Genomic DNA, 18,722 nt, shown 5'->3' with positions numbered 1-18,722 from the left:
CTGATCTATTTTACTTGCTAAAACAACCCATTTCTTTGTTGTAAATTTCGCAAAGGGAACAACCATTTACATCAATTTACGCCTAGAACTGAATTATTTTTTCGGTGTAAAATTTAGATCACATACTTAATGGAATTGGTATTAGTATTGAGTGCTTTTATACTTTTGGATAGTTTGAAGGGAAAAACGCTTTTTTAGCGTCTTCATCAAACTCTTTTTTAAATTCGATGTCAGTGCCAATTGCGCGTGCACGTGCAACTGCTGGGCGGTTATTAATGCTTTCAAACCAACGCTTAAGATTTGGGTAAGGCGCTAAGCCCTCTTCACCTAATACAACCGGTGCTTTATCAATCCAGCCCCAAGCAGAAACATCAGTAATGGTATACGTATCACCCACAATAAAGTCACGACCTTCAAGGTGCGTATCAAGTACTTCGTAATGGCGCTGCGCTTCACGTAAATAACGATTAACTGCGTAATCAAGCCCTTCTGGCGCCATGTGTCTAAAGTGTACACTTTGCCCTGAATACGGCCCCAAACCAGATGCGATAAACATTAACCACGACAACATTTCAGCGCGGTCATCTGGTTTTCCTTCAAGCTTTCCATATTTTTCAGAAAGGTACATTAAAATAGCATTCGAATCGAATACACGCGTTTCACCATCAACAATGGCTGGCGCTTTAGCGTTTGGGTTAATTGCTTTAAATTCAGGTGTATGTTGCTCACCTTTTAAAGTATCGAGAGGAACTAGTTCAAACGGCAAGCCTGTTTCTTCTAAAAAAAGTGCAACCTTCATTGGGTTAGGAGTATGGTGAAAATAAAATTTAATCATGTAGCGTTCCTCTATAATTGAAACATGATTAAAGCACAGCTTGAGCAGACGTTCAAATTAAGCCTTGAATAAGTAACGTGAGTAGTTACTTACAATTATAGTTTTGGCTTTTCGCATTAGCATGAGAAAAAGCAATACATCTATATACCGGCTATCTCACGGCTCTACTAAGGTTGTTTAAAATAACGATAACCGATATAAAAATTGTATTAAATACACTACTGATATTAAAAAATTCAACAATATACGCTAAATAATAGGTAATAAACAAAACAAAGAAGACGCAGTCTATTTCTAAAAATAATATATACAAAAAGTTGCTATAATTATTGAATAACTCTTATAGTAAACCTATATAAATATTGAGAGATACTATGATAAAAGCACAAATTCCAGAAGACGAAGAGTCTAGATTAAAAGCTTTGTATGAGTATGAGATACTGGATACTAAAACCGAAAAAGTATTTGATGATTTAACTCAACTTGCCTCTGATATTTGTGAAGCCCCCATATCGCTTATAAGCCTAATTGATCCACAAAGGCAATGGTTCAAGTCGAAGTATGGCATTGATGTAGACTACACCAACAGAGATATCGCATTTTGCTCTCATGCAATACTTCAAGACCACGTGTTTGAAATACAAAACGCACTTCTTGATGAGCGATTTTATGATAACCCTTTAGTAACTGACAATCCTAATATTCGATTTTATGCAGGCACGCCTTTAATAACACCTGATGGCAGCACTATTGGTACATTATGTGTTATTAGCGATAAACAAAAAAAACTAACTCAAAGACAAATAAATGCGCTGACCATACTTGGTAAAGAAGTTATCGCACAGCTCGAACTTAGATTAAACAATAGAAGACTGACCGCCGCATTAGAACGACAAAAAATACATAATAAAAAACTCGAAGAACTAAAAAAAGAAGCTGATACGGCCAATACTCTAAAGGGTCGTTTTTTAGCCAATATGTCGCACGAGTTAAGAACCCCATTGCATGGGATTTTAAACTTGGCCGAGCTTGGATTAACAGAAACCTCAAATATAGAAAAAGACAAAGCCTTAAAAAGTATTTTAACCTCTGCAGATATGCTTTCAAATATTGTAAATGACATTTTAGACTTTTCTAAAATTGAAGCTGGTAAATTAAATATCGAGAATATTGACTTTAGCCTAACTGAAACCATTAACAATGTAATTGCCCCTCTTATAAAGCAAGCCTCAAATAAAAACATAATATTTATTTCATCTATAGACAAAAAAATAGCTACAGCCTTGAAAGGTGATCCGGTCAGAATCGCTCAAATCTTAAATAATTTATGTTCGAATGCGATTAAATTTACACCGCAAGGTCGAGTAGAACTCAATGTTACCGTGCAAAGTTGCTCCCTAAATACGCAACATATTGTGTTTGAGGTTATTGACACAGGTATTGGCATTAGCAAAGCTGCACAACGCAAGTTATTTCAAGAATTTCATCAAGCCGACTCGTCTACATCGCGAAAATATGGAGGCACCGGCCTTGGTCTCTCTATTTGTACTAAGCTAAGTGAATTGATGAATGGCAAAATTAACTTCTCAAGTAAAGAAGCCGAAGGCTCTATATTTACTTACCAACAAAGCTTTGAAACATCAGTCGTCGGTGGATTAGTAAAGCAAGAGAAAGAAATCACTGATTTACAAGGCTGTACTATTTTGATTGCTGAAGATAACCAAGTAAATCAACTCGTAATAAGTAAAATGCTACAAGTACATAATGTACGCGTGGTACTTACTAAAAATGGTAAAGAGTGCGTTAATTACTTTAACGCTCACTCTGTTGATTTAGTTTTTATGGATATTCAAATGCCAGTAATGGATGGGGTTCAAGCCACAAAAATAATTAGATCACAACAAAATGGTAAGCTAACACCTATTATTGCCATGACAGCCAACACCATGAAAGAGGATATTGAGCATTATTTAGACATTGGTATGGATGGCTATTTAACTAAGCCCTTTAATAAAGAATATTTAAATAGTTTGCTTAATGTTTACAATCCAAAAAATACAAACCTTACAAATTTAGCAGCTAAAATAAGTAATCCCAATATTACAAGTGAGGATAAATTAAAACAAATATGTACTGAGCTGAAAAAATTAATTCCGCATGCAAATCGTGTAAGCCTTTGGTTATTTAACCACGACTTTACAGCCATAAATAGTTTAATTTGCCTTGATGAAAACGATAAAATAATAAATGGTTCAGTTTTAAAAACTGAAGATTTTCCAGCGTACTTTAACTACATTTTAGATAACAAAGTATTAGATGCATCCGATGCAAGAAACCATGAAATCACTAAAGACTTCACTAAAGTATATTTTGAACCTTCAAACATTTACTCTTTGCTTGATTATATTTACTTCATTAATAATAAACCGTTAGGGGTTATTTGCTGCGAGAGGGTAAGCTCCAAAGTATCTTGGAGCCACGCAGATAAACAGTCACTTATTAAAATAGCTGATGTAACAACCTTATTTTTATCTAAGCAGCTTAAATCATCGTAGCGACTAAAATATAAGCCAAAGCATTAACTTGCTATTTAAATGCACCTAAATAAATTCAGCCTTCTTGCAGTTATTCACATCCATTGCGTTTACTTTTAGGCTGTGTAATATTAAGCCAATGAAGAGCCATATTAGCTAAAGTTGCTACTCGCTTTATACATAAGGGACACTAAGCCAATTCATCGGTTTGGTAAAATGAAAGGATGAATATGATTAAGCCATTTTACGCTAGCTGTTTGTTAGCCCTCTCGCTATTAATACCTAACTTTGTAAAAGCAGAGCCAACAGCTTTGCAGTATCAGCAAATTCTTAACGATAACCTTGCTGAAAACGAGCCAGGGGTATCGGTAATTATTAGCAAAAATGGCAAAGTACTTTTTAAAGGATCGCGCGGGCTTGCCAACCTTGAGCATAATATTGCACTTAACGAGCACAGCGTTTTACGTTTAGGTTCTATTTCAAAGCAATTTACTGCCGCTGCAATTATGATGCTACAAGAGCAAGGTAAGTTATCAATCTCAGATGATATTCATAAATATGTTGCAAGCTTTCCTACTGAGGGCAACCTTGTCACTATCGAAAACTTATTAACCCATACATCGGGCATAGCCAACTACACAGATGACGACGACCTATTCGATAAAGAAATACAAGTACCCACCAGCGTTGACGATACACTAGCGCGTTTTGCCAAGCACCCAATGGTATTTAAACCTGGCGAAGCGATGGCTTATTCAAATACCGGTTATTCACTGCTTGGTAAAATAATTGAAGTAGCGAGTGGGCAATCTTATAAAGACTTTATTGAACAAAATATATTTAAAAAACTAGGGATGACTCAAAGCAGTTACGAAGGACAAGAACTTGTTGCCCATCGTGCATCAGGGTATGAGCAAACAGAGCAAGGTTTTATCAACACCAGCTACATTAATATGGATTGGCCCTATGCCGCAGGGGCGCTTATATCTACCCCAACCGACTTAAACATTTGGTTTAGTGCGTTATCATCTGGCAAGCTAATTAGTAAACCAAGTTATGAAAAAATGATCAGCTCTTTTAAACTCAACGACGGCAGCTTTTCATCCTACGGTTATGGATTAATTATTAAGCCTTTGAATGAATACACTGTAATTAAACACACAGGTGGAATAAATGGCTTTTTAGCGCACGCACGCTATATTCCAGAGCAAAAGCTATATGTAGCTGTACTGGCTAATTCAAACCACATAAACCCTATTTTTATCAACGAAAAACTCACCGCTAAAGCGCTTGGTATTGCACTGCCTGAGTTTAAAAAAGCCGATGTAACAGCGCAACAACTCACACCTGTATTAGGAGATTACCGAATTGATAAAAGCACTTTACGCAGCCTAATTTTTGAAAATAATACTTTGTACTCACAGCGCACTGGTGGCGATAAAACAAAACTTATTACGATGTCTAAAAATAGCTTTTACTACACAAATTCAAATGACTACTTAATAATAGAAAAAAACAGCCAAGGGCAATTAGTAATGAAGTACTTTAGTGGGTTATCAATAATCCCTACTGAGGCGATTAAAATTTAGTAATAGATTTATATAAATTCAAGACCGAAATACTAAGTACTTCGGTCTTATTATAAAGCTAGCTCAAGCATCACTTTGATTTATTTAGCATTGCTTTTAAATCGGCAAATGGAGAATGCGTTGCAGCCTCTACTTTTCGCTCTGTGGTCGACCCGCCATACATAATGTGTTCGTGATATTTATTGTGCTCATTATCGTGGCAATAAATACACAATAATTCCCAGTTACTGCCATCCTCAGGATTATTACTGTGATTGTGATCAACATGATGCACCGTTAACTCACGCAAATTAGAGTACTCAAATTCACGAGCACAACGCCCACATACCCAAGGGTACAGTCTTAAAGCTTTTATTCGGTAACCTTCTTCTTGCTTCACGTAAGCCTGAGGTTCATTAAGATTCTTACTCATAATATTCCAGTTAAATTTGTTATTTCTATGCTTAACAAGTAAATAGCCAATATGTTAAAGCAAATATAAAAGTAAAAAGTTCGTAAGGGATCTAACTTAAGCTACGTTTCGTATAAGTCAGGTCTAATTATAAAGTTGAGCAACATGGAAAATATATTCCAAACAAGTCGGTTTTTGGTTGTAATCGCCGTTATTACCGCTGCAATATCATCATTACTCGTTTATGTTTCATGCATTAATATTGTAGCTAATATAGTAATAACAACGCTATTTGACCTGCCTGATTCAGCTAAAGCCGGTAAAGCCCTAATAGTTGAACTACTGAAAATTCTTGATTTGCTACTAATCGGAATTACCTTACAAGTGATTGCTATTAGCTTGTACCGACTATTTATAACACCATCTAAGCCTGAGGAAAGTAAATTTTTAGCTGCTTTTAATATTAAAGACTTTCACGATTTAAAAATAACCCTAGTACAAGTAACCTCAGTGGTACTGGTAATATTGTTTTTAGAGCACGCAGTTGAGTTCGGCGGCACAATAGAGACACTCTATTTAGGTATTGCCATTGCGATCGTTATTGCAGCATCTACATTTGCATGGCGCTCAATGAAAGACTAGGGCGTGTTGATCTTTGTGGATTGAAATTTGTTCAATCTAGGGGCGATTTAATCGCGGCGCGAGGTTTGTAACCTAGTGGGCTAAGTAAAAACCGAGCAAAGCTTCCGCGTCCTGCTCACGCCCCTTACCGACATCCATGTAGGCAACAAAGAGTTAATCGTCCCTAGAAAGAACCCAAAGGGCAGCGCATGTTTGGTATTTATGCTGCGTTATCGCCTATTCATGGGGAATAACCACACTACATAGGCTCCGCCTTGCCTAAAAACCAAACATACTGCTGCAAGTTCACCCACCAAAGATCAACACGCCCTAACTAAACATATTGATTTTAAGTAATTATAAGCGGTTATAATTACTTAACCTCCAAACTATAAAAAGATATATATAGACACCAAACAATACTTCTACCCTAACCTTTGTTACTACCTTCAAGAGCAAACTCACTTACATGCTTAACTAGCTCTGGGAAGAATTCTAAAAAAGTAGCCTCTAGTTCGTCGTAGTTGCGCGCTATATCATCAGCAGCGCCCGCAAAAGTGTTAGCAAAGCGAATGCGCTTGGCTATGTTATCGAGCGCTAACCCTATTCCCTCAACGGTTTCGTATTCTTTAAACCAATCGTTTTTAGTCATGCTTGTTACAACATGCTGCATTCGTTGTGGCATAACAGGTATACGGTTATTTAAAAGCTGATAACTGCTGTACTTAAAATCACTTAAAGGTTGCTTGCTAAATCGTTGCCAATGCACAATTAAAAAATGATCAAACACCACATCAATAGCCACAGCAGCAAAGCGCTTACGCTCGGGTGAAAAGTACTGTTTAGCGTGTTTTACTGCGCGGTGGGAGTCGGTAAATCTATCGACTAAATAATGGTTATCGAGCCCATTTATAACCGCATTTGGCAATTGATCTACGTGCCTTTTACCACCAAAGTCACCCAACAAGTTCCCAAAGTGAGAATCGGCTGTAGGTTGTGCTAAATAAAGGTGAGCTAAATAATTCAAAGTATTCTCGGGTTTGGTATTAATACAGTTAAAATAATAACTTAATTGTAAGCGCTACTTAAAGTTAGATTTTATGCCTAATCAAAAAAATAGCATAAAAAAGGTGAAACTAAGTTTCACCTTTTTTATTAACTAATAAATAGTTTTTAATTAACTAGCCGGTGCTACGCCGTAGAAACGTTACTTGCGCCTGCGTTGTTAAGTATTTCTTCAATAGCGTTTTTATTATCACTATCGTACTTAACACCAACTAATATAGAGCCTTTTTCAATGGCATCTTCATAATACTTAATTTCGTGCTCAGGGATAAACGCACCAATTGCAGCACCTAAAGTACCACCTACTGCAGCGCCTGCGCCACCAGCAGCAAATGCAGCGACTAATGGTCCGGCAACTAATAAGCCCGTACCGCCTGTTGCTACAGTCCCTACGGCAGTGAAACCGCCAATAATTGCAGCAAGAATACCACCCGAAGCCGCGCCAATAAGGCCGCCTTCAGAAGCTTTAGTACCTTCGTCTACAGCAAAATCTTCCTTTGCGTATGAGTCGTTGGCTACAATGCTTATATCAGCTTCATTAATACCTAAAGCTTCTAATCTATAAATTGCGAGTGTTGCTTGTGATGCACTTTCGAATAACCCAGTAATAACGGTACTCATAATAACTCCTTTATTTATTTAAGAAAATACACTTACTACTAAGCAAAACTCAAACCAAAAAAATTATTAACTTAAATCAATAAGATAAAACAAAATCTCTAACTAATCCTTTTATTATTAGAGTAAAAGTTGCTAAATTTTGTAAAAAACTCCTACCTGCAAAAAACAAAATGCCTTGCGAAATAAAGGGAGATTTTTATCACCCTCTTGTTAATGGTTATTACCGTGTTTACCAAAAAAATTAAAAATAATAGTTAAGGGTAGCTCAACTCTAACGTACGACAACGCTCGCGAATACGTTTAACAATAGCTTCATATATATGCTCAGGCATCTGCGTACGAAAGCCATCTTCGATTACCTTAAGCACTTTACTTTTAAGCACTTGTATCTGCTTTTCAACCATTAATTTAGGTAAGCCTATATTTACACCAAGCTGAACGAAATCTTCTTTAGTATAAAATCCAAATATATTATAAGCATCACTAAAGTCACCTTCGTCACCCTCTTCTATAGCAAGTACCCCAAAAGACATAAAACATGCTCTGTCGAATGTAGAGTAAGGTGCTAAGCTCAGCATATCGTACATGGGCGTAACTAAGTCCATAATGCGATTACTTTTATGAAGTTTTCTTTGCATAGAAAAGTTTTTTAAATGCAAATCGTTGTTACCGACAATGTGACTGAATACAACTTGTAGAAACAATTTGAGCGTGACGGCTTTACTGTTACCTGCACAACGAGATAACTTCAATAGTACGTTCTCGTAACTCAATGCATCACTATCTTTGTTTTTCGGATGAACTTGATATAGCGACGCTCCATCTTCAATAAAATAACGCTGCTGTTCATCAATAATATCAAAGCGCTTAGTTATATACGCAAGCTCTCCAGACTCAAAAGGAATAAGTCCGCAATCGGCAACATCAAAGCCAACTTTTTTAGCTAATTGCATAATAAAAAACTCGTTTTCTGGTAGATGAGGAGCAACTTCTGGCGCTGGTTTAACAATATATTGTCCTCCAGATCCAGTAGGAATGAGCTGCTTACCTTCTAACTTCATGAGTAGCTTACGCTGCACACCCGATATCGACTGTCCATTAGCATGATCAACAGCGTATTCGTTAAAGTCATCAGGGGAGCCAATAATAGTCACCCCTTGTTGTACCAGCGTTTTAGAGGCAGGAATAGGAACGGCAACCGGTTGACGGCCTGTTAAAGTAGCTACTTTACCTGCAACAACGGAAATGGCTCCTATTAACTCGTTACCATTAGCGCACAATAAACCAAATTCATCATTTTTATCTAGCCTTGATTTTTCTGCATGATGTTTACGCAACCAGCCTTCAGATAATAAGTTTGTAAAAAATGGAGGCAAAATATCAAAACTAAATGGTTCACTTTTTAGTGGAAAGTGATGCCCTATTGGATCGCCACTAATGAGGTAGTTTCTATCGTAAATAAAAATATATTCTTCTTTACCCGATAGGCTCTGATCTCTATATTCAATCAGATCTCCTGCCCTAATACTGTTTGCAAAAACTGTCGCCCTACGATTAATTTCCATTACATCTTGCTACCAGTAACTGATAGTCTCCTAATACGCTAAGAATAGATTCAATAGTTGATCGCTTGGCCGACTTTGGACTGTTATATGCTTTATAAAGCGTCGCTTTACTAATAGTGGCAAGCTCGCAAAAAGTATCTATAGTGATGCCATTCTCTTTGCAATATTGATGTACACGCTGCTTTAACTCAGATAAAGGAAAGGTTTCACTATCGCTCGATTGTAAGGACTCTATCCGCTCTATTTCTTTTAAGAGTGTTAAAACCTGTTGTTTCAAATTATATAAGTTGCTCATTATACTCAGCTCTTAAATCACAAGTTCGCTAAAGCGAACTAAAATAACAATAAGTATATTATAATACACTAAAGTAAATAGAAAACCAAAAAAGTACACTGTAATAAACTTAAATGAGAAAAAGTATGCAAATGTAAAATAAGCTATTAAAACCACAATCAAAGTATACAATAGCAAACTTAATCAAAAAAAGTATGCCAAAGCAAACTAACATTAAAAATAAGGCTAAAAATTAAAAACACCAACAGAGCATTATTTTTCATGTGCTTTAAAGGTTAAAACAAAGACGCTTGCCCTCTTCAACCCCCTACCCAGTTACAATTGTGTTTTATTAATTCAGTAAAGAGTCAGTCTAATTTTGTTATCACTACGGCTCATTTTTCGGTGCGCATGAATCGTAAAACACTGTGCTAAATTTCCTTTTTATATTGCCCTGCTATCAGCAGATATAGGCCACCCATGGATTACGAAAACTACTTTCTATGTCAATCACAGCAAGCTGCACTGCAACAAGCGATGGTCAATACCAAGCTTTTAAACAGCACTTCAATAAATTCTGACAACATGCCAACACCTGAGCAGCAGGCTTATAGTATTATTGCTGTCGCGCTTTATCGCTTTAATTTACAAAAAATAAAATGGTCATCATTCTTAAAAACAGCAATAAACACAGTTAACAACGCCTGCCAATGGCTAGCCACCGAGCTTGCAAGATGCCAACAAGAATACAAAGCCCAACCTAATGACGCTGTAATAATTGAGCAAAATGCTCTTTTGAACGGTATTTTTAGCGAAGAACTCGCCTACATTGACGCCTTACTAGGAAATGAAGCACACGCTTAATAAACTTCCTAAGCGTGAGTCGAATACTCTTTCAGTTAAACGCTCTGACTCTTGCCGTAATCTTACTCAGATTTTTATGCTTAAAGTTTTACGCTTAAATTTGTAAAACTTTGAGTGAGTTTTTTATATAGCTGTGCTTATTACCCAAACATCTATCGGTATATAAATTGCTGGTACTACTGTTCTTACTTAAAGAGTTACACATAAATAACGCTGCCGTTATTTATAAAAAGGAGAACATTATGAGTAATAAACAGCTAATTACGACGATAGGTATAGGTCTCGCCGCTGCATCTGCAGGTATGTTAACAAGGAAAACTTTACAAAAATCGTGGGAAAAGGTTACCAACGAACCAGCCCCAAAAGATAGACCAAGCGAAGAAACAGATCTTAAAGAGGCCGTTACATGGGCGGTAGTTTCGGGCATTGGTGCGGGCGCTGCAAGAATGGCCGTTCGTTATGTACTAGACAAGCGCCGATCTAAATAAACCGTCCCGATTGATACCTCTTATAAGTATTAAACGTAATACGATGAGGCTCAAAAGATGGCTTGCGACAGCTACTCCTTAGTTGTCGCAAGCAACTTAAAAAAACCTCAAACAAGGTTATTTAACCATTGAGTAAAAACACGTTAGTATTAATATCCAAATTAAGGCTCTGTAATAAAATTTGAAATGTCGGATGGCACGGCTGCGCCGCTTATCCGACCTACGTAAGTTAGAAAAGCCAAGGCGCCTTGCGGCATGCACTCCTAAATTTTAAGCAGATACACTCTATTAAACATTAACTCCCTTTCAAAGTTGTTGCCTGCACACAAGCTTGCGTATAATGCCTGCATTCCGGCTGCATTTATTAGCCGCTAACTTGGATTTTAATAATGAAAAAACTCTCTGCAGTGCAAATAAAGCAGCAAGCACTTGTACTCAATACTGCTGAAAAATTAGAAGAACAAGGCCGCGCTGAGCTCTCAGGTATGCTGCAATGCTGGTTTGATGTTCAATATCACTTATTTCCAAGTACACTACTGCTGTGCTTTCAGTTTGAAAACGAGCAAGCCTTAGCAGCCGCAGAGCCTGATTTATTAAAATGGCAAAAGCGTTTAAGCGGCGCAATGCTTAAAAAAGGCGTTATTTTAAAAGATATGCGTAAACATTTAAAATTTACGCTCAAAGGGCCTGATGAATAAAGCGAAGGTGTTCAAAGGTTACTTCGGGCTAACGCCATAAAAAAGCCGTTGCATTGCTGCTACGGCTTTTTACTTTTTATTAAAACTTAAAGTAGAACCCATAAAGATCAATTTAGACTCAGGGATTTTTATTAGCCGATAATGCTAATTGGCCTGTTAAACAATACCAATACTCGGCAAAAGCAAATATCAGTCGATTCAACGTTAATTGGTTGCTCTAAGTTAACAATCGTAGGATAGTAAATTACATATAAAAAATAGCCCTATATTAGGAATATTATGATCAAAGTATTATTAGCGACCAGCTTAATTGCCTCTTCATTCGCTGCTTTAAGTAATCCTTTAACTGTTGAAGAACAGCGTATCAACAAAGCCCAATCGGCAATGCCAAATATTTTAAATGCATTCACCCCACAAGTATCAGCTTTTGAGCAACAATTTAAAGAATTAAACGACTTTAAAAGTGCAAAAATATTAGTACAAAGCTTTAGCTTTGAACTGTGGGAAAACGCAAAACAACGCATTGTAAAAACCAGTAACTACGACGACCGAGAGCTTTACTGGGCACGCCTGCTTTCGAGTAAAGTAATACGCACAACATCGCCTAAATTTTCAATTACGCCGGCTCAACTAAATACTTTACTAACCCTACTTGAGGAAGGCAGCAGAGGCCGTACCGACCTTGCTTTTTCATCAGGTAGCACTAAAAAAATATTACTTACGGGCTTTGACCCATTTTTACTCGATAGAAACATAAACCAAAGTAACCCCTCAGGTGTTGCAGCATTATTACTCGACGGCCAAGTTGTTAATTACAACGGCGTGAGCGCAGAAATTAATACCGTTATGGTGCCTGTACGCTACGAAGACTTCGATCAAGGTATAATAGAGTCACTACTTGCCCCCTACTACGCACTTAATAATGTAGACATGGTAGTAACCGTAAGTATGGGCAGAACAGAATTTGATTTAGAGCACTTCCCGGGTAAACGTCGCAGTGTAACCGCCCCCGATAATGCCAATATTGTGTTTGGTGGAACGCAAACAAGCCCAGTAATACCAAAGCTTAATGGCCGACCACTCCCGGGCAACGAGTTTGTAAAATTTAGCTTGCCTGTAAGTTACATGCAACAAGCCAAAGGCCCTTATAAAGTTATCGACAATCACGAAGTCACCACGCTTGAAAAAACCTATAAAGCGCCTTCGTACGGCGAGCTTAAAAATAGTATTGCGGTAAATGGCGGCGGCGGTGGTTACTTGTCTAACGAAATATCGTACCGAAGTATTCGCCTGCGCGATGCGCTTAATTCAAGTATACCTACAGGACATATTCATACCCCACGTATACAACAATTCGAACCTGAAACAGAAGCTAAAATAGTAAAACAAATAAAGGCAATGCTAGAGCAAAGCTTAGTGGCGCTATAGTTTATAACTACCAATTTAAGCGCATAATAAAGGGCAATAACATTGCCCTTTATTATAACCAGCTGAAAATCAGCTTTTAGGTAGTTAGATGGAGAAATACTCTTTTTAGCTTCTTCATCAAATTCTTTTTTAAACAAAGTTACTAGCGGCTGGTTTTGCATTTTTCCTTAATCACAAAAAGCAGAAAGAAAGACCTCTGCCGAATGCTATAATTACTCATAATCGAATTAAAAGCCTGAGATAAAACATTTCACTGAAACTTTCTTATCAACTGATTTGCATTATTTATATGTATTTGGCACTTTTCTTTAGTTAATAAGCTTTCATCTAAAGATTTATCTTTATCTGCATTTTCAAATGAATTAATAAAATCAACCTGCGCACTATAAAATCGATTACTTAAATCAGAGTTTGACTCCAACTCAGAGCTTAAATAACTATTGAGCTCATTATGTAACTTGCTATATTCTTTTATTTTTTCGAGGGTGGCTTTATTATTTAAATTTTCACAAAGTATTAAACCTGCCGAAGTTTTTCCAGCAAGATGAAAGTCAGCACTTAGCGAAGCGATTAGAAAAAAGCTAAGCATCATTTAAAATTCCTTTTTAAATATAGGGTTAAAGGGCATAAAAAGGGCAATAACATTGCCCTTTTTATAACCCGCATAAAGCAAAGGGCTCAATACGCCAAAATCCAAGATAATTAGGTCATTAAAAATAGATACAGTATTTTAACCTATTAACTTCTATAGCTCACACAACGACATTTCATGTTTTGGTTTTGCTATTTTTTTACTTGTTAGCGTTTTTCCTGTTTCTGTATCAAGGGTTATAACATCCCAATTTTGGTTTTTATTGGTTGTTATTAATACTTTTAAGTTCCCCTTACACAGCTTTGGTGGAATATTTATTTGAGTCCACGATAATTCAATGTCCCATGTACCATCCAGCCTATAGCAACTACCTGTATTCATAGAGCTAAGCTTTGCCCACCCGCGTGGATGGCAAGCAATTAAATAAGGTTTTACAGCTACCACTGTAGACTTAGGCTTAACTTTAAAGTCTGTTGAGGTTAGACCATCGTCTTCAATTTGAAGAGCATCTCCTGCTGAACTAATAACATAAAAGTTATTATTAGCTTTGAAAAATTGTGATACATAACCCCTTATTAAAGGCCAGTATTTTATTGGATCCTTGTTATAGGGAATAAAACTTACATATGAAGCGTTACTACCATTTATTATTTTATAACCTCCAAGTAACCAGCCATTATCTGAGTCAAAAACGGTAGATACGCTATCAAGTTCAATAGATACTTCATTACCGTTAGGCAGCAAGTACATACTTGCAGCAAGCAGGTTATTACTAAATAAAAAAAAAGCACTCATCGTCACTGATAAAATGCAGATACTTTTATTAATTTGATTTATAACGTTCATGATATTTATGTACCGTAAATGAAGTGCCTCTTTTAAAAGCACCTATGGTGAATAAGCGATCTCTATCGTTAGGTTTTAAATGAATACACCCATGTGAAGGTACCTATCGAACTGTTGAACCTGTTATTTTTTCGGCTTCGTTCTCTGGCGTAGTGTGAAACATTTGCCCTGATAGACGCTCTTTTCCATCAAGTATTTTATTCCCATTAATATCTTTAAACCAACGAATAGCAGTAGGCCCGAAATCATTGAACACCCACTTGTCAGGTACCACCTCTTCTCCATACAATTCTTTATGCATTTCCATAATCGCACTACGTACAGGTAGTTTATATAACTGATTTAGACTTCCCCACTTACCACTTGGTAAGGCATACCAAATATCTCCTTTTGCAGGCATATCTTTCAACTTAGTACCCCAAGTTAGTTTTGATGTAGGCCAAGTAGGTGTTCTATAAGCTTCTGTTTTGTCTATTATATAATGACCTGCCGTAGTCGGCTCTTCGGCCATATTGGGATCATTACCAATTTGTGGAGGGCCTCCCATCGCTTCAAATTGAGCGAATTTCAAACCATTTTGCTTTATAACCAAAAGGTCCTGACCTGGATAAAAATGAACTTCCATATGAACTTAAACTCCATTTACTTATAATTTTATTTTCCTGAGACCTAAATAGAGGTATTTACATTAGGTCAGACAGCTAATTTTTTATACAACATTAGTGTACCTAATAACCTAGTACACGTAAATAACTCATAAAAAAAGCCTATGCCACATCTAGTATCTTTTATCCTAGGAAAATAATCTTATGCTTGGATTCGTCAGAAAATCAACAGGGGGGTGACCCCTTTGGTTTCCCTATAGTTTATAACTACCAATTTAAGCGCATAAAAAAGGGCAATAACATTGCCCTTTATTTTCTCACGCACTCTCCCACGGTTAATCACATGGTAAACGCATTCTCATATTCTATTCGCCGTGGTCTAGATACAGTAATTAACTCTATGAACAATAAACTAAAAAGCTAGGTATTTGATGTGTAATAAAAATTTAGTGCCTTTGGTTCTAATAGAAAGTCGACTTGCTGCACAGTTATTATGGGGGCTTTAGGGAACTGCATGAAGGCTAAATCCTTTTATCATGCTATAGAAATAATTAACCCCTCGCAGGGCGCTGAGCTTACGGGTAGCGGGAGGGGTGTTGTTACGCGTAATTATAGAGCTTAAAAGTATAATTTCAAGATATTTGTAGTTTAGGCTGGTATTGGCGCTAAACGATGACCGAGACGCAAGCCAAGAGCCTTAATTAAACATCAATGATGCTCAATTAAAACGCTTAAACTCATATGGCGTTCTTTATTCAAGCCATGGTGTATATTCACATCAATCGACGTTATTACTAGGTGCATAGTCATATTTAAATTGAGTTAAATAATAAGAACACTTGGTTTTTGAATAAAAAGATTAAGAAAAAAGCGTTCTGCTTGACCGGCACTTTCTAATGGGTGACCCCTTTGGTTCTCCTTCAATATTGAAACGATGTTTTCTTCGGTTAACCCTCTTTCTTCTAGTTTTTTCGGTTAAATACTATCCTAAATAAAACTTTTAGTTTAAGTTATAAATATTATTTTATTTCAATACTATAAGAGAAGTTATGAGTAATAAATGGAACTTAGATACAGCATTAACGCGACTTAAGAAAATGGATTTTAAATGTGATTTAGAAAACCTATCTGAATCAGATACAAGAAGCAAACTCATAGATAGACTCTTAATCGACATCCTTGGATGGTCAGAAGAAAATATAAAACGTGAAGAGTGCTGCAGAGAATCGGGTACGTACCTTGATTATAAATTGTCTACCAATTTACCGGTTATGATAATTGAAGCTAAAAAGTCCTCAATAAAATTTGAGTTACCTAAATCAACATCTCAAAAATACTTTAAAGTTGGGGGGGTATTAGCTAATTGTAAGGTTTTAGTCGATGCTATGCTGCAAGCCAAAAATTACGCAATTTCAAAAGGTATATCCTTTTGTTGTGTTACTAATGGGAGAGAGTTTGTTTTCTTTCGTTCTCAAAACCAGCAAGGTGTTGAGTGGATTGATCATTCAGCTATTATCTTTAGAGGGATTGAGGACATAAAAAAAGACTTTGATTTTTTCTGTAGTTTGCTATCAAAAGAAAGCTCCGAAAATGGCAAGCTACAAGAAACTTTGAGACTTACAAAAAAAGATCATGATTCAGCCTCAGCTTTCAATACTTTAAATGTTAACCATTTAACTCTAGCTAGAAATATAAATAGAAACCCGCTTTATCCTTACATAAGCGAGGTTGTTTACCGTGTATTTCAAGATCTAGCATCAGAGACAGCTGATTCAGAAATATTAGAACATTGCTATGTAGATTCACCAAAAAAACAAGACAAAAAATCGCCATTTATTGATATTCAAACATCACCGCTCATTGTTAGTAAGAAAGAAGCTGGTGATTTTCAAAAAAGAATTCTAACATCACTACAAGTAGGTAAAACTAATCATAAAGAGATAATCTTGCTATTGGGAAGTGTTGGTGTAGGAAAAAGCACTTTTATCCAAAGGTTTAGAAAGGTGTTAGCTAAATCGGAAATTGATGACAAGGGAATATGGATTTATATAAACTTTAAACACTTTAGTGATACTGGAGAAACGTTAGACGATTTCGTATTTAAACAAATAGAAGAATCATTAAATGAAGATTATGATCATCTAGAAATACATGATTGGACATTTCTCAAGCAAGTATATCATTCTGAATATAATAAAATGAAAAAAGGCCGATTCGCACCTTTATTCAATAAAGATGAAAATGAATTCGACCTAAAATTTGGTGATAAAGTTGATGAATGGATGTCCTCAGTACCAGGTAATCATTTAATAAAATTACTAAAAACAGCTTCTAATAGATTGAACAGAAGTGTTTTTTTAATTTTTGACAATGCCGATCAACTAAACCCTGAAACTCAAAATGATATCTTCTTAATTTCAGAAAAGCTCTCTACAGAAATAGGGTGTTATGCATTGCTTTCAATGCGTGAAGAAAGTTACTGGAAAACCAGAGATGCAGGCCCTTTAAATGCATTCCATACAACTGCCTATAATGTGCAACCTGCGACTTTCGAGCAAGTACTATCGAAAAGATTTAAATATGCTAGAAACTTACTGGAAGAAGTTGACTTTAAAAACATCTTATCGTCAATTAGCACTGACTTTGAAGTATCTAAAGTTGAATTATTAAGGGTTTTTGACCGCTTAGTCGCGACTTTACTAGGAACTGATAAGCGCTACATTAACTATATTGACTCAATGTCAGCAAGAGATACAAGGAGAGCATTGGATACGGTCGCAGCTTTCATGGTATCAGGCCATACAAACTTAGCTGCTATAATTAGGGATGAAAGAAAACCCCAACCAAGTAATTTCCCCGTTCCATTTCATGAATTTTTGAATGCAATAATACTACGGGAGCATGAAACTTACTCAGAAGCTAACTGTGATGTTTTAAATTTATTTAACACTGCAGGATCTGCGGATACAACCAATTTCAACAGGATTATTGTATTAGGTAGGATTCTTCATGCTAAAAGCATCAAATCACAAGTAGGCATAGGTTATATAGCTATTGAGGACTTGGTCAGTGACTGCTCTTCTGTAGGCTTATTACCTGATACTGTTTTATCTATTACTAGTAATTTAAATCGTAGAAGGATAATAGAAACTGAAACCTCAATAAAAGATGATACGAAAAGTAGCAAATATGTCCGAGTTACAAGTTCCGGTAAATACTATTTAGAAAATCTAGTTATGACTTTTCCATACTTAGAAATAGTACTCTACGATACACCAATTGGTAACAAGAAAAGCTTTGATAAAATGAATCGTCTATACGGAGAATTAAATAAAATTTTGGGTAAAACACCACAGGATAGATATAACAGAGTTAAAAAAAGGATCGAGCTAACTGAATCTTTTCTAGACTACTTATATTCTGAATTTCAAAATCTTAGTTTCAGAGAAAGAAAAGATATCTTTAATTCTGAAATAATTAATCTAATGCAAAACATACGAATCAGCTTTAATAAAGAAAAGAAACAAGCAATTCAGAATGCCGAGTTAGTTTTTAATCCTTCAAAAAAGTAAGTACAGGTATAATTAAAAATATAAGCGCAGCTTCGCAGTATGAGGAAGTGAAGACATGGATGCCGAGAGTAACCCAGCTTCAAAGATGGATTACTTGCAGCAGAGTTAAGTCTGAAAATCTATAACCTCGCGTT

General features: G+C 36.2%; 17 protein-coding genes. 8 read left to right on the top strand and 9 right to left on the bottom strand.

From position 1 onward, the window contains the following. Positions 1-157: 157 nt before the first annotated feature. Positions 158-835, bottom strand: a complete 678-nt coding sequence (locus PX700_RS16805) for a glutathione S-transferase family protein (RefSeq protein ID WP_479521347.1) — start codon at positions 833-835, stop codon at positions 158-160. A 374-nt stretch (positions 836-1,209) separates the two neighbouring features. Here PX700_RS16805 and PX700_RS16800 point away from each other — a divergent pair, with 374 nt between their 5' ends. Both PX700_RS16800 and PX700_RS16795 read left to right on the top strand, forming a co-directional pair. After that, the gene (locus tag PX700_RS16800) at positions 1,210-3,390 is read left to right on the top strand and encodes a GAF domain-containing hybrid sensor histidine kinase/response regulator (RefSeq protein ID WP_479521346.1); all 2,181 of its coding nucleotides are present in this window, start codon (positions 1,210-1,212) and stop codon (positions 3,388-3,390) included. Positions 3,391-3,599: 209 nt separating this feature from the next. Beyond that, positions 3,600-4,958: a serine hydrolase domain-containing protein gene (locus PX700_RS16795; RefSeq protein WP_479521345.1), complete on the top strand. Its 1,359-nt coding sequence runs from the start codon at positions 3,600-3,602 to the stop codon at positions 4,956-4,958. A 70-nt stretch (positions 4,959-5,028) separates the two neighbouring features. On the opposite strand, the gene PX700_RS16790 is transcribed toward PX700_RS16795, so the two are convergent. Then, positions 5,029-5,370 carry a YajD family HNH nuclease gene (locus PX700_RS16790; protein ID WP_166421284.1) on the bottom strand — a complete coding sequence of 114 codons (342 nt, stop codon included), beginning with the start codon at positions 5,368-5,370 and terminating at the stop codon, positions 5,029-5,031. Between the two features lie 144 nt (positions 5,371-5,514). Here PX700_RS16790 and PX700_RS16785 point away from each other — a divergent pair, with 144 nt between their 5' ends. Further along, complete coding sequence (locus PX700_RS16785; protein ID WP_007581432.1) at positions 5,515-5,991, top strand: YqhA family protein; 477 nt, start codon at positions 5,515-5,517, stop codon at positions 5,989-5,991. Between the two features lie 409 nt (positions 5,992-6,400). On the opposite strand, the gene PX700_RS16780 is transcribed toward PX700_RS16785, so the two are convergent. The 4 genes from PX700_RS16780 to PX700_RS16765 all read right to left on the bottom strand — a co-directional run bounded on the left by PX700_RS16780 (position 6,401) and on the right by PX700_RS16765 (position 9,516). Continuing rightward, positions 6,401-6,997, bottom strand: coding sequence for an acyl carrier protein phosphodiesterase (locus PX700_RS16780; protein WP_415636653.1), 597 nt, complete (start codon positions 6,995-6,997; stop codon positions 6,401-6,403). A 164-nt stretch (positions 6,998-7,161) separates the two neighbouring features. Continuing rightward, positions 7,162-7,656: a hypothetical protein gene (locus tag PX700_RS16775; protein WP_166377977.1), complete on the bottom strand. Its 495-nt coding sequence runs from the start codon at positions 7,654-7,656 to the stop codon at positions 7,162-7,164. Positions 7,657-7,910: 254 nt separating this feature from the next. Then, positions 7,911-9,221, bottom strand: a complete 1,311-nt coding sequence (locus PX700_RS16770; RefSeq protein WP_415636654.1) for a type II toxin-antitoxin system HipA family toxin — start codon at positions 9,219-9,221, stop codon at positions 7,911-7,913. Beyond that, on the bottom strand, positions 9,211-9,516 hold the full coding sequence (locus PX700_RS16765) for a helix-turn-helix domain-containing protein (protein WP_166377973.1): 306 nt from the start codon (positions 9,514-9,516) through the stop codon (positions 9,211-9,213). Before PX700_RS16765 ends, PX700_RS16770 begins: the two co-directional genes overlap by 11 nt. Positions 9,517-9,975: 459 nt before the next feature. Between PX700_RS16765 and PX700_RS16760 the strand changes: the two genes are divergently transcribed. The 4 genes from PX700_RS16760 to PX700_RS16745 all read left to right on the top strand — a co-directional run bounded on the left by PX700_RS16760 (position 9,976) and on the right by PX700_RS16745 (position 12,973). After that, positions 9,976-10,359: a hypothetical protein gene (locus tag PX700_RS16760; RefSeq protein WP_479521344.1), complete on the top strand. Its 384-nt coding sequence runs from the start codon at positions 9,976-9,978 to the stop codon at positions 10,357-10,359. A gap of 242 nt (positions 10,360-10,601) precedes the next feature. Continuing rightward, positions 10,602-10,847 carry a DUF4235 domain-containing protein gene (locus tag PX700_RS16755; RefSeq protein ID WP_024593336.1) on the top strand — a complete coding sequence of 82 codons (246 nt, stop codon included), beginning with the start codon at positions 10,602-10,604 and terminating at the stop codon, positions 10,845-10,847. Between the two features lie 389 nt (positions 10,848-11,236). Beyond that, positions 11,237-11,545: a hypothetical protein gene (locus PX700_RS16750; RefSeq protein WP_479521343.1), complete on the top strand. Its 309-nt coding sequence runs from the start codon at positions 11,237-11,239 to the stop codon at positions 11,543-11,545. Between the two features lie 279 nt (positions 11,546-11,824). Further along, complete coding sequence (locus PX700_RS16745) at positions 11,825-12,973, top strand: hypothetical protein (RefSeq protein ID WP_479521342.1); 1,149 nt, start codon at positions 11,825-11,827, stop codon at positions 12,971-12,973. A 250-nt stretch (positions 12,974-13,223) separates the two neighbouring features. Here the strand turns inward: PX700_RS16745 and PX700_RS16740 are convergent, their stop codons facing one another. The 3 genes from PX700_RS16740 to PX700_RS16730 all read right to left on the bottom strand — a co-directional run bounded on the left by PX700_RS16740 (position 13,224) and on the right by PX700_RS16730 (position 15,036). Beyond that, positions 13,224-13,565 (bottom strand): hypothetical protein, encoded by a 342-nt coding sequence (locus tag PX700_RS16740; protein ID WP_479521341.1) that lies wholly within the window; start codon positions 13,563-13,565, stop codon positions 13,224-13,226. Between the two features lie 153 nt (positions 13,566-13,718). Then, positions 13,719-14,360 carry a hypothetical protein gene (locus PX700_RS16735; RefSeq protein WP_479521340.1) on the bottom strand — a complete coding sequence of 214 codons (642 nt, stop codon included), beginning with the start codon at positions 14,358-14,360 and terminating at the stop codon, positions 13,719-13,721. Between the two features lie 154 nt (positions 14,361-14,514). Beyond that, positions 14,515-15,036 (bottom strand): hypothetical protein, encoded by a 522-nt coding sequence (locus tag PX700_RS16730; protein ID WP_479521339.1) that lies wholly within the window; start codon positions 15,034-15,036, stop codon positions 14,515-14,517. 1,029 nt (positions 15,037-16,065) lie between these two features. Between PX700_RS16730 and PX700_RS16725 the strand changes: the two genes are divergently transcribed. After that, on the top strand, positions 16,066-18,588 hold the full coding sequence (locus PX700_RS16725; RefSeq protein WP_479521338.1) for a P-loop NTPase fold protein: 2,523 nt from the start codon (positions 16,066-16,068) through the stop codon (positions 18,586-18,588). Positions 18,589-18,722 lie beyond the last annotated feature (134 nt).

The organism is Pseudoalteromonas sp. TP27 (assembly GCF_056470645.1).
This window is presented reverse-complemented; position numbering and strand designations above follow the sequence as displayed.